This is a genomic window from Bacillus sp. RO2, from assembly GCF_012911845.1.
In the GTDB taxonomy this organism is placed as follows: domain Bacteria; phylum Bacillota; class Bacilli; order Bacillales; family Bacillaceae_I; genus Sutcliffiella_A.
The window spans coordinates 208,719-221,433 of the sequence record NZ_JAAXCU010000057.1 but is presented as its reverse complement, the minus strand read 5'-3'; the positions used below and the strand labels follow the sequence as shown (position 1 = coordinate 221,433).

The 12,715-nt window shown below is 43.4% G+C and carries 7 protein-coding genes and 1 pseudogene; all 8 read right to left on the bottom strand.

Annotation, left to right across the window (positions count from 1 at the left end; all coding sequences use genetic code 11):
* Positions 1–134 precede the first annotated feature (134 nt).
* Positions 135–896, bottom strand: coding sequence for a sugar phosphate isomerase/epimerase family protein (locus tag HF078_RS19865; RefSeq protein WP_169292701.1), 762 nt, complete (start codon positions 894–896; stop codon positions 135–137).
* Positions 897–980: 84 nt separating this feature from the next.
* Complete coding sequence (locus tag HF078_RS19860) at positions 981–1,949, bottom strand: sugar phosphate isomerase/epimerase family protein (protein WP_060665432.1); 969 nt, start codon at positions 1,947–1,949, stop codon at positions 981–983.
* 15 nt (positions 1,950–1,964) lie between these two features.
* Entirely contained in the window at positions 1,965–3,002 is a 1,038-nt protein-coding gene (locus tag HF078_RS19855) for a Gfo/Idh/MocA family protein (protein ID WP_169292700.1), read from the bottom strand.
* A 13-nt stretch (positions 3,003–3,015) separates the two neighbouring features.
* The gene (locus tag HF078_RS19850; protein WP_169292699.1) at positions 3,016–3,738 is read right to left on the bottom strand and encodes a ThuA domain-containing protein; all 723 of its coding nucleotides are present in this window, start codon (positions 3,736–3,738) and stop codon (positions 3,016–3,018) included.
* Positions 3,739–4,370: 632 nt separating this feature from the next.
* On the bottom strand, positions 4,371–5,357 hold the full coding sequence (locus HF078_RS19845; RefSeq protein ID WP_169292698.1) for a substrate-binding domain-containing protein: 987 nt from the start codon (positions 5,355–5,357) through the stop codon (positions 4,371–4,373).
* 163 nt (positions 5,358–5,520) lie between these two features.
* Positions 5,521–6,636 (bottom strand): annotated as a pseudogene (locus tag HF078_RS19840) (Gfo/Idh/MocA family protein).
* 102 nt (positions 6,637–6,738) lie between these two features.
* Positions 6,739–10,080: a GH36-type glycosyl hydrolase domain-containing protein gene (locus tag HF078_RS19835; protein ID WP_169292697.1), complete on the bottom strand. Its 3,342-nt coding sequence runs from the start codon at positions 10,078–10,080 to the stop codon at positions 6,739–6,741.
* Positions 10,081–10,480: 400 nt separating this feature from the next.
* A complete protein-coding gene (bglX, locus tag HF078_RS19830; RefSeq protein ID WP_169292696.1) occupies positions 10,481–12,640 on the bottom strand; it encodes a beta-glucosidase BglX in 2,160 nt (719 codons plus the stop codon).
* Positions 12,641–12,715: the final 75 nt, after the last annotated feature.

Sequence of the window (12,715 nt, the reverse complement as noted above, 5' to 3'; positions counted from 1 at the left end):
TTAATTCATTAAATTTATTTAAGTCTTGTTGTTATCTTACCACTTCTCGTTAGACTCCTCAACCGAAAAATAAACAAAAAAAAGAAACCGTTCTCCACACCTGGAGCCGGTCCCTTCTTATGTACTGTCGTTTTTTAATTCATAGAGTCTATTAACTTGTGGAGATTTTGTATGCTCACTCTCAGACTATCTAAGGGATTTCCTGGACAAACATCCTGCTCCACCGCATACCATTCAATTCCATTTCTTTCTCCCCAACGTAAAATAGGTTCAAAACTAATGGTCCCAGTCCCTACTTCCGCAAAGGATTGCTCCTCATCTTTTGCCATGTCCTTAAGATGAATAATCGGCATTCTGAGGGAATACGGCTCTAAAAAGCTAACTATATCTTTGCCACCCTTTTTCACCCAATACACATCTAGTTCAGCTAACAACAGGTTGTCATCAGTTGGATCCAATAGGTACTCCAATGCATTTTTACCTTCAATCTCTGTTTCAAATTCAAAATCATGATTATGATAACTAATGCGGTACCCATCCTTTTTAAGCTTTCTAGCAATTTCGTTCATTTCAGCCTTTAAAGACATGTAGCTCTCTACATTTCTATCTTCTTCTACGAGGTATGGAAGAATTAAGTCTTTGGTTTCAAACAATTCAGCTTGTTCTAGTACTTTCGGAAGGTCATTTCGGAAACTATTAATATCAACATGCATCCCAGCTGTCTTAAGTCCTAGTTCTTTCATTAATGTAGAGATTACCTGTGGATCATGTCCAAACATTCCGGATATTTGTACCCCTGCATACCCCATATCTTTCAATTCTCTTAATACTCCCGGAAAATCTTCTTCCAACAAATCTCGAACCGTATATAGTTGTGCTGCTATTTTGTGCTTCATCTCTACTTTCCTCCCTTTGCAAATCATTATTTAATCATTCAAACAAAAGCAACCAAGAGTTATACACCCTTGGCCACTAATTTCTTACACCCACCACATATCAGCAGGTTGTTCTTTTATCAACACAGATTGAAGGTTTGTCACAGCGCGTGCAAAGCCCTCTTCAATCGACATAATCGGGTCTTCATGTTCGATGCTGACTACATAATCATACCCGTACGTGCGCAATGCACTCATCATATCGGACCATTCTTGGACACTATGTCCGCAACCAACTGAACGGAAGCTCCATGCACGCGTTTGAACTTCACCATAAGGCTGCATGTCCGTCAAGCCGTACATGTTCACATTATCTTGGTCGATATACGTGTCTTTTGCATGGAAATGATGGATCGCGCCAGCTTTTCCTAAAATTTTGATTGCTGCAACAGGGTCGATTCCTTGCCACCATAAATGACTTGGATCCAGGTTTGCACCGATTGCAGGGGACGTTAGCTCACGTAGTTTAAGCATCGTGTGAGGCGTATGTACCAAGAATCCGCCGTGCAGTTCAAGACCAATTTTGATATTACGCTCTTCTGCATACTTCCCTACTTCCTTCCAGTAAGGTACAAGCTTTGTCTCCCACTGCCATGTTAGTACGTCGCCATACTCGTTTGGCCAAGGTGCAACAGGCCAGTTTGGCGCTTTTGCTGTTTCGCTGTCACCAGGAACGCCTGAGAAACAGTTTACTACTTCAACTCCTGTCAAAGCAGCAAGGTCAATTGTTTTTAGCAACGTTTCATGGGATTCTTTTGCAAAAGCCTCATCCGGTGAAATTGGGTTACCGTGGCAGCTAAATGCACTGATTTGCAAACCGCGGGAATGGATTTCCTCCATATACGCATTGCGTGCACCTTCGTCTTCAAGAAGAGTATCCAATGGACAATGGTTGTTTCCAGGGTAGCAGCCTGTACCGATTTCCACTGCATCCAACCCTGCCGCTTTCACATAATCAAGCATTTCCGTAAAAGGTTTATTTGCAAAAAGGACGGTAAATACGCCTAGTTTCATTAGTGTTCACGCTCCTTAGTTCAATTCGTTTTGGATGTTGACAATCTTCTTCGTTTCGTTAGATTCAAGCGCTCCCAAAATAACCATTAAGGAGTTCTTTCCTTCGTTTCCGTCGACAAGTACTTCTTTGTCTTCTAGGATGCTTGCTACAAAATGATCGATTACATGAGAACCAGTTTGTCCGCCTGCATCATTGCTTTGAATTTTACCTAATTCATAGCGAACTGTTTCGCCTGTTGCGTATTGTACGACTAAAGAGTGAGTCGGATCGTCTTCTAATCGAAGAACTGCTTTTTCCGCATAGATGATCGTGGAGTTATCTTCACGTTTGTATGACCAGCTAGCAGCAAGTGTTCCGACGATTCCACTTTCTGTTCTTAATGCGCAAACCGCTGTGTCATCGACATCTGTGTTTTCTTTTGCAGAAGTTTCAATGAATGCCCCCACTTCCACGATTTCTTCTCCTAAAAGGTATCGCAATAAATCGGACTTGTGTACGCCAAGGTCTCCCATTGCGCCGATAAATGCTTCTTCTTTACGGAAGAACCAGCTGTCTTTTCCGTCCACGCTCCATCCCTCTGGCCCAGGGTGTCCGAAAGCTGTACGGAAGCTGTAGATTTTTCCTACTTCGCCACTTTCGATAAGCTGCTTTGCTTTTTGGTGGGATGGGACAAAACGTTGGTTGTGCGCAATCATTAGCTTTTTGCCAGATGCTTTAGCAGCAGCAATCATCTCATCCGCTTCTTCTTTGGACGTTGCCATTGGTTTTTCACATAAAACATGCGCTCCAGCTTTAGATGCATAGATGGATACAGGGGCATGCAGGTAGTTCGGTGTGCATACACTCACAACGTCCAATTCTTCACGGTCGATCATTTCTTGATAGCTTTCATAAGCTTTCCCGCCAAATGTTTCAACTGCTTTCTCCGCACGTGCTAAAACAACATCACATAGTGCGACAAGTTCTACATTTGGATTTGCATGGTACTCCGGTAAATGACGGTGCTTTGCGATACTTCCGCATCCTACTACTCCAACTCGTAATTTCTTCATTTCGTTATCCCCCTTATTTACTTTTAATTTCTTCTAATGGTTTTGCATTTCCGTAATATACATCGCCGATTGTTGTCGGTTTTGCCCAGTTAACAGCATTCGTGATAACTTTTTGTACTTTTTCATGATAATACGTCGGGTATGTTTCATGACCAGGACGGAAATAGAATACTTTCCCTCTCCCGCGCTTGTATGTGCACCCACTGCGGAAAACCTCTCCGCCTTCAAACCAGCTCACAAACACTAGCTCGTCCGGATCTGGAATATCGAAGTGCTCGCCATACATTTCTTCGCGCTCAATATCGATATGCTCCCCGATGCCTTCAGCAATCGGATGGCCTGGTGATACTACCCAGATGCGCTCTTTCTCGTCCGCTTCTCTCCATTTCAGGTCACAAGTTGTACCCATCAATGTTTTGAAGATTTTAGAGAAATGACCAGAGTGAAGAACGATTAATCCCATTCCATCTAGTACTCTATTTTTTACACGAGTAACGATCTCATCGCTCACGTCATCATGCGCGACATGGCCCCACCATAAAAGAACATCCGTGTTGTTTAATACTTCTTCGGTTAGTCCGTGCTCTGGTTCGTCCAATGTTGCGGTTCTTACTTCATAGTTTTCTTCTTTAAGGAAGGAAGCGATGGCACCGTGGATACCTTCTGGATATACTTCTCTCACTTTTTCGTTTGTTTGTTCATGTCGGTTTTCATTCCATACAGTTACTCTAATCATTGTTTTGCTCCTTTCTTTGCTTGCAGTCTATTTTGGTTACACCGCTGTTGATTTCCGCGCCAGGCTTCGCTTTTCGCTGGAGTCTCCGCCTTTCGCTCCAATCATCAGCTAGGTTACTCACTTAAATTTTTGTAAAATCTCTAACTCTATTAATTTGCTATGGTTATGTTTGTGGGAACGTTTCCATATTGGGATATATGCAACATTCCTAGAGAACTCTCCTACATTATAAATGGATAATAAAGCGTTTTCAATGTTAAAGTCCGAACTAGATGGTAAAATTCCGACTTCTCGAGTGTAGGTTGGGGACGGGGGAAGATGTAGGGGTGTGAAAGTGAAGGAAATTCGGAAAAATGGATAAGTTCGTTGTATACATGGATAAATCATTTTTACAATGGATATATTTTTTTTACAATGGATAAATGGCTCTGAACAATGGATAAAATCATTTTACAATGGATAAACACCGATCCTCCCAAAAGTCGGGTAGCGGAGATGGGCAACTTTAATCAGCGATGACCAATATACAGTAAAAATTACTTGTAAAGCCGGCAAACTCCCCAATAACCAATCAAAAAAAGCCCTCCCTGTCACATAAACAGGAAAGGCCTGAACATAACTGTATTATTACCTTACTTCACCGACTTGCGCTCCACTATCTCGGTAGAAAGGTTATAGTAATTTTCTACTGTATCCTCTTTGGCCAAAGCTTGGAATACTACATGCACCGCTAAAGCACCAACCTCATACTTTGGCTGCCTTACCGTCGTGAGCGGCGGGTTCACATATTCAGCCATCTGAATGTCATCATACCCGATGATGGAAATATCGTCCGGCACGCTGATTTTGTTCTCTTTGAAAGCTTGCAGACCGCCAATCGCCATTTCATCATTGGCATAGAAAATGGCTTCCGGGAGCTGGCGTTGTGCGATCAGCATTTTTGTTGCTCGGTAGCCACCTTCACGAGTAAAATCACCCGATAGCTTCCATTTGTTCTGGTACTGGATTCCGTGTTCCTTCAGGGCAGCCATGTATCCGTCAAAACGCATTTGGTTATCATGAGAATTCATCGGTCCGCTTACATACCCGACTTCACTATACCCTTTATTAATCAAGTATTCTGTGGCCGCATACCCGCCATGAAAATTGTCTACTTCCACTTGATATACAAACTTATGATTAATCTTTCGATCAAGTACGACGATTGGGAAACCTTCACGGGCTGATTCTAAAATAATATCATTTGTAATATTATGGGCAAGGATGATAGCGCCATCTACCCGTTTTTCTTTTAAAAATTTAGCTGCGGTTGACTGTGCACCACCAACAGAGCTACATGCTATCAGGTCATAACCATTTGCTGTTGTAACTTCCTGTACCCCTTTGATTAGCTCGGAATAAAATGGACCTGATAAATCTCTTAAAATGAGTGCAATCGTGTTTGTTTTTGTTCTTTTTAAATCAGACGCAAAGCCATTTTTCATATAGTTTAGCTCTCTTGCGGCTTCTTGCACTTTTTTCATCGTAGCAGGACTGACCTTGTTTACATTATTCAGTGCATAGGACGCCGTCGAAACAGCCACGCCTGCAAGCTTTGCCACATCTTTGATTGTTGCCACCTTGCTTAACCCCCTTATAGAGACAGGACACATGTCCAAAAATGACCTGTGAACTGCTCCTGTTCGAAACGTTTCAATATCCTATCTCTAGCATAATGTAAACGTTCTTATTATTCAATAGTTTATAGCTTCCAAAGAGGGGCTCTTCAAAAGAATATCCTACTTACTTTTCGAACAAATCCTGTTTGTCCTGACTTAACCCAACAGGCAGAATTTCTGGGCGAGAACAACTATTTTTTATGGAAATATGCTTTCCTTCCACTGAAGACTTGTGGATGGCATGCATTACCTCTAGAACCTGCAAGGCCATATGTCCATTTGCCCTGTGCTGTCTGCCGGCTCTGATGGCATGGGCCATATCAGCCGCTCCAATTCCACGACTATTATCTGAGTAACCATATTCGAGTGGAACTTCCTTAAAGTCGTTCGCACCTATTTCTCGGACCCGAATTGCACCACCAAAATTATTCGGATCAGGAACACTTAAAGTTCCCTTTGTACCGTAGATTTCCATGCAAGGCAACTGAGTACCACCCATTACATCAAAACTTGTAATTAATGTTCCTACCGCTCCATTTTCAAAATCCAGCAAGCCGGTTACATGTGTTGGTGTTTCCACCTCAATTTGGCGTCCGTAATCTTCTGCTCTTGTCACGGTCCGTTTTTCAAAAGCTGATTGGGTCGAGCCTGTCACTCGATTAATTGGTCCCAATAGGTGAATGAAAGCCGTTAAATAGTATGGCCCCATGTCAAACATTGGCCCGCCGCCTTTTTGTTAGTAAAAGTCAGGAGCAGGATGCCAGCCTTCAGGACCCGCTCCAAGCATGAAACCTGTTGCGGCTACCGGTTTACCAATAATGCCTTCATCCATAAGTTTGCGGCAGGTTTGCAGCGCACCGCCAAGGAACGTATCTGGGGCACAACCAACACGAAGACCTTTTTGCTCAGCCAGTTCTAAAAGTTTTTTACCTTCTTCGACTTCGATCGTCAGTGGCTTTTCAACAAATACGTGTTTGCCTGCTTCAAGTGCACCAAGTGTCACTTCATAGTGTGCTTTAGGAATGGTCAGATTGATGACCATTTCAATTTCCGGAGCTGCCAGCATTTGTTCGACGGTGTAAACTTTCTCCACGTTATATTCAATTGCCTTCTCTTTCGCACGTTCCAGATTTAAATCGGCTACTGCGACAATGTCCAGGATGGAAAATTTGGTTGGCGCTTCTAAATAAATGCCGCTGATCGTACCAGTACCGATGACTCCAACTTTCACTTTTTTCAAGATTTTCTCTCCTCACAAAGAAATACGGCGCACTTAAATCTACGCCGTATATCATTATTAGATTGGTATTTTCCTATTTTACCCTTATTGTGGTAAAAAAACTTAGATGAATACCTCGACTTTATTTTCCCCTTCAGACAGGAGTTGTGATAACTCTTCCTTGCTGATGACAAATCCTCCGTTACGATAGCGGTTGGATACTTCTGTTCCCTTCACTGTTTTGCCATTTACACGAACTTGCTTCTGCTCTTGATTTAATTGGTAAACAAATTGAACATCATGTCCATTTACTTTATAGGTGAAGTGCAGCCCATCAAGTTCTGCTGGTAATACAGGATCCACTACAAGATCTCCAGCTTGAAAACGGATACCGAGGCAGTTGGAAATCAATTGGTTCATGTAGATTCCAGGTCCGCTAGAATAGATTCTCCAGCCACCTTTTACTTTTACAGAGCCATCGCGAAGTTTGCCGAATTGTTCTTGCGCTTCATAACGATTGTTGAACTGTCCGTCAGAAGAGCTGAAGTAGGCGTTGCTTTGACGGCGTTCAGCGTTCGGCACTGCCTTTTGGATATTGATTGGATTGATGGTATTTAAACCTCTCCACACTTCATCTGTCTTCCCAAGCTTGGCCATCGCTTCCACGTAGCGGATATGTGCGTGCACATATTGAAGTCCGATTTCACGGCCAAAGTTTGCCGCTTGTTCTGCACGCTTAAAGTGGGTGCTGACACCACCTGCATAGTTTGCCGGGCGGTTCATAAGGCGCACGCCGTCTGGGCAGTACAACTCTTTTTTAATAAGTTCAAAGTGTGATTTCGCTTGTTCTGGTGTTAATAGTTCACTGATCATGCTACGAGTCATTGGCAGCAAACGATAATGAATCCCTGTTTTCGTATCTTCTGGGTGTACCATTAGTTCCGGCTTGTCCTGATCTTCCATAAAGACGAAACCAGGAATCACATCAGATGCAAGCATGTATTTGTTAAAGTCTATTTCAATTCCTTTTGCCAATGCCTTCAATTCTTCTGCTTCTTCTGTTAATACTTCCACAAGTGCTTTGGAAAGAGTGTTCAACACCTGGTATGTCAAGGAAACGGTCCAGCTTGATACCATATATTGCTTCAACTGTGCATTAGCTGGCTGCAGCGTGTCATCCCAGTCCCCGTCCCCATAGGAAGAAAGGAATGTATCATGAAGGAAGTGATCCTTAATATATTGAATTTCTTTTTTCGCATGTTCTAACACAGTAGCCTTTTCTTCTGTTAAATGGAAAGCACCACGAACAGTATAAGGAATTTTTTCTTCTAAAATAGAGTAGTCCTTTGTGATAGTCAGATAATCACTTAATACTTTCAATGGCCAAACAATGATGTCTCCATGGCTCTCTTCACTTTGAATTCGGTTGTATTTATCGAACATGAACCATTGCGGCCAGTTCCCGGTATCCTCATATTGATGAGTGTAAACTTTTTTGATGATTTCCTTCACGCTTTCGTAGTTTTGCGTAGCCATGAAGTATTCCGTAGGCCCTTGGCAAACATCACGCGTTCCCCATGCCGCTCCACCGTACTGCTCCAAACCATGTGGCACAGAGTAGTGTACAAGCATGTTGTGTGTGTACCACCAGGCAGTGGCATTCATTTTTTCTAGCTCTTCCTTGCTTTCGCCACCTAATGACAACTTGAAACCGTTCATTACTTTTTCAAAAAATGCACGGTAACGCTCCACTTCTGTGGAGAAATCACCGGTCACTAATTCTCTCTCTTCACCATGTAACAACCCTTGAACGGTCATTGTCCAGTTGGCTGTTGCTTCTGTTTCCAATACGACTAGGGAAGCAGATCCTGGAACGACACCTTCTGCAAGCTTTGTTTCGTCGCTAACAGTAAAGTCAGCACCATTGACAGTCAGTTTATAAGCCAGGTCAGGGTAAACATGCTTGCTATCAGAACCTTCCACAGCTGTGAACGTCAGCACCTTACCTTCCTGTTTCATCTCATAAGAAACAACCAACTCATTGTTGTTCATGGAGATTTGGTTCGTAACAAGGTAGCGATAGTTTTTACCGTTTTCAGACGTTACCTCTAACTGAATGTCAGGAGAATCTACTACCGTATAGTTTGTTACCACAATCACATCGTCCGCCGTTTTGTAATACCAGCGAGCATAGTTAAAGCCAATTTCGAATAAAGTAGGCATCGTTAATAGCTTGTACTTTCCTTCCACTTCCACATAGATTCGTTGTCCGGAAGTTTTCATAACATTCAATGCATTACGAGAATTTGTCATCATTTTATGAAAGGACGTGTTGCCAACGACAAGCTGTGAGTTGAAGATTCCATACATATAAGAAGTGGAAGTGATAATGTTTTCCGTCATTTTGTCATTATTGCCTGACATGATAATATGACCGTGCGGACGTTCCACGACAAGCTCTTTTTCCTTTAACACGATATGCTCATACGTATCGGTGAAGAAAGATAGCAACGTATCTCCGTCCCATTCTTCTTGCTTGCGAACAGGGAAATACTTATCTAGTTCCTCTTTTGTAAAAGAAGCACCGGAAAGCACACCGGATAGGTTGGCTTTGGCCGTAACTTTCTCTAACTCCTCAGAAGAATCAGAAGCTCGCCCTTTTACTTCCTCCCAAGCTTGTGCTACCTCCTCAGAAAACTCAAGCTCTGTTACAGCTTCCTTATGATTTTCTTGGAACAGGCCATAAAATACAAAACTTTCTTGTCCATCAAGCACAACCTTTTCAGATTGAAGCCCTGTAAAAGCAAATTCATATTGATAGATTTCATTGGCAAGTGTTTCTTCTGTCAGCACTTCCGGCTCGTTTGTTTCTTTGTAAGAAAGACCAAAGAATTGGAAGCCATCTGTTGAATAGCCCACTGCTTTTGTTAGGGAGCCTTGCTGCAGGTATGGGAAACCTCCCGGCTGTGGCTGGTTCTGACGGGAGCAGACAACATAGCCATTCTGCTCGTCTTCAAATACGGTGTGATCAATGTATTGGGAGAGGTAGGATTCATTTGTACGAACAAATCCTTTGCTTCCGATTCCAACGTCTTGCCCGTAAACGATATCGACTGTTTGACCGGCGCCATTTACGTTTACATCCCAGAACCAGATACCTTTATCAGATAGTCGGAAGTTTACAGAATAGTCGATGTCAGCAACTGTTCCTTTCCATTTGATTTCGTTTTGGGAATGGCTTGTGTGGCTGGTTGATTTTACGCCTAGTAATGGATAGGCTTGGATCCCGTTTTCGCTGTGAACGCGAAGGTATAGATTATTCAGTGCACCGTCGATTGGGTTGGACATCCATTGGTTAATCATAATTTCTTTGTGTGTAGCTTCGAAGAGGTCCCCGCTGTTTAGGAAAGTAAAGCGAACATTTCCGGCTTCTATATTAATCTTTTGATTCGCTGTTGTTTGCATGATTAATGTCCTCCTTTAATGGTTGTTGCTTATACGGACGCAGATGATCTTGGAAAAAGGGTTCGCTTTCCGCTTCCTCACCTTTGCCAAAGCCACTAGAAAAGTCACTGGATTTAAGGTGTTGTTTAGACACCGCTGTTGATTTCCGCAAAAGGCTGCGCTTTCCTAGGGGCGCTGCTGGAGCCTCCTCGGCTACGCCTGTGGGGTCTCCATCTAGCGCTATCTCCCTCAGGAGTCTTCGCCTTTTTCTCCAATCAACAGCTAGAAATCATTAAGTACATGAGATTTCAGTTTTTCTGTGACTTTGCTACTCCTTCGGGGTCTCCACCTACCGCTTTCACCCTCGGGAGTCTTCGCCTTTTTCTCCAATCATTTGCTGATATTGCACTTGCGTTAAAGACTACTTGTTTAAAGTGAACTCTTTTATCGTCAGTTCGTTGCTGTTCGGGCCGACCATGGCGTGGAATTTTCCTTTGTCGCTTTGGAAGGTCAGGTCCGAATGGTAGTATCGGAGCTGATCTTCTGTGATGGTAAAGGTGACTTGTTTTGTTTCACCAGGCTCTAGCCATACTTTTTCATAGCCTTTTAGTTCTTTAATCGGGCGGACGATTTCTCCTGAGAGGTCACGGATATAGAACTGAACCGTTTCTTCACCGGCACGTTCACCTGTGTTCGTCACGTTGATCCTCATATCGATGCTGGAGTCATCTGTTAAACTATCGGCTGATAGATTCATATCGCTGTATTCAAAGGTTGTATAGCTTAATCCGAACCCGAATGGCAATAAAGGCTCATTTGGAATATCAAGATAATGTGTGACATAGCGCTCCTGTTTGTTTTCACCTTGTGGGCGTCCCGTGTTGAAGCAGTTATAATAGACGGGAACCTGTCCCACCGAGAAAGGGAATGACATCGTTAGTCGTCCGGAAGGATTTGCCTCTCCAAACAACAAGTCTGCAATGGCTGATCCAGCTTCCGTTCCCGGATACCATGCTTCCAGAACCGCATCCGAATGCTCAATTACACCATGTAAATCTAAAGGTCGACCGTTGAAAAGAACCGTCACAACAGGTTTTCCAAGCTCCCTTATTTTCGCTACAAGCTTTAATTGTGCTTCTGGCAGGCGGATATCTGCTCGGCAGCCACCTTCTCCGCTCATCTCGGATGCTTCCCCAAGTGCCAAGACAATGACATCTGCTCCTTTAGCTGTCTCTATAGCTTCTGTGAGTTGCTCTTCTGTGATTGTTTCAATGTCAGATCCTTGTGCCACCAAAAGATTAGCTTCAGATGTTTTTGCAAGCAGTCCGTCATATACTTTTACTGCCGCTTCCTTTGAACCTTGCCAAGACCATGGTCCAAGCACATCTCCATTTTTCGCAAATGGGCCGATCAGTGCGATTTTCTGCTCTTTATTCAACGGTAGAACCTGAACATTTTTTAAAAGAACACTAGATTTGATGGCAAGTTCTTTTGCCACTTGACGGTGCTCCGATGACATGATGACCTCTTTTTCTAGTTCCTCGCTCGTGCCCCGGTAGGGATTTTCAAAAAGTCCAAGTTTGTTTTTTAAATTTAAAATACGTAAGACCGATTCATCAATCAGTGCTTCCGATAGCTCGCCGCTTTCTACAAGGTCCTGAAGATTCTTCGCGTAACAGGCTGTCATCATTTCAATGTCTACCCCTGCCTCAAGACCTTTTAGCGCTGCTTCCCGTTCGTCCTCTGCAACACCATGTGGAATCAGTTCTTTCACTGCACCCCAGTCGGAGATCATGACACCTTCAAAGCCCCACTCCTCGCGTAACAGATCTCTCATCAGCTTTTTGTTTCCGGATGCAGGAATGCCGTCGACCGTGTTAAAGGCGGTCATGACCATCTCGCAGCCTTCATCAAGTGCCGCTTTGTAGGCAGGCAAGTAAGACTCACGAAGCTGTCTTTCCGACATGTTGACTGTATTATAATCGCGGCCTCCTTCTGGTGCACCGTATGCTGCGAAGTGCTTTACGCAAGCGGCAACACGGTGAGTGTCATTGGTCAAGTCTTCTCCTTGGAAACCTCGGACAAAGGCCTTGGCAAAGACACTGTTCAAATAAGGATCTTCCCCTGTTGATTCCATCACTCGTCCCCATCTTGGGTCTCTAACTAAGTCGACCATCGGAGCAAATGTGACATGAACACCTGAAACAGAGGCTTCCTTTGCCGCAATTTCTGCACTCTTTTCCGCAAGTTTTGTATCCCATGAGCAACCAATGGCAAGAGGTACAGGAAAGATGGTTTTAAATCCGTGGACAATATCCGCCATCATCAGTAGAGGAATTCCTAAACGATTCTCTGCAAGATGCTCTCTTTGAATACTGGCAACTTCCCATGCCCCTGATGCCCCAAGCACGGAGCCACTGTTTTGCACCACGTCATTGGAGATTCCCATATCTTCAAGGGGACCGGTAATTTCTCCATCCCCTGCTGCACCTTTATAGAAGAATGTCGCCAGTTGCATGAGCTGGGCTATTTTTTCCTCTAATGTCATTTGTTCTAAAAGATTTTCCATGTTTTTAGCCATCCTTAATTACCTCCCCAATCACATAACATGAATACGAAACGTTTTCACAAAAAATAATGAATAAATATAAGAGTT

Bases quoted from the DNA above. Each gene is read 5' to 3' on its own strand.
- HF078_RS19865 (WP_169292701.1), bottom strand. From the start codon at position 896: ATGAAGCACAAAATAGCAGCACAACTATATACGGTTCGAGATTTGTTG.
- HF078_RS19860 (WP_060665432.1), bottom strand. From the start codon at position 1,949: ATGAAACTAGGCGTATTTACCGTCCTTTTTGCAAATAAACCTTTTACG.
- HF078_RS19855 (WP_169292700.1), bottom strand. From the start codon at position 3,002: ATGAAGAAATTACGAGTTGGAGTAGTAGGATGCGGAAGTATCGCAAAG.
- HF078_RS19850 (WP_169292699.1), bottom strand. From the start codon at position 3,738: ATGATTAGAGTAACTGTATGGAATGAAAACCGACATGAACAAACAAAC.
- HF078_RS19835 (WP_169292697.1), bottom strand. From the start codon at position 10,080: ATGCAAACAACAGCGAATCAAAAGATTAATATAGAAGCCGGAAATGTT.
- bglX (WP_169292696.1), bottom strand. From the start codon at position 12,640: ATGGCTAAAAACATGGAAAATCTTTTAGAACAAATGACATTAGAGGAA.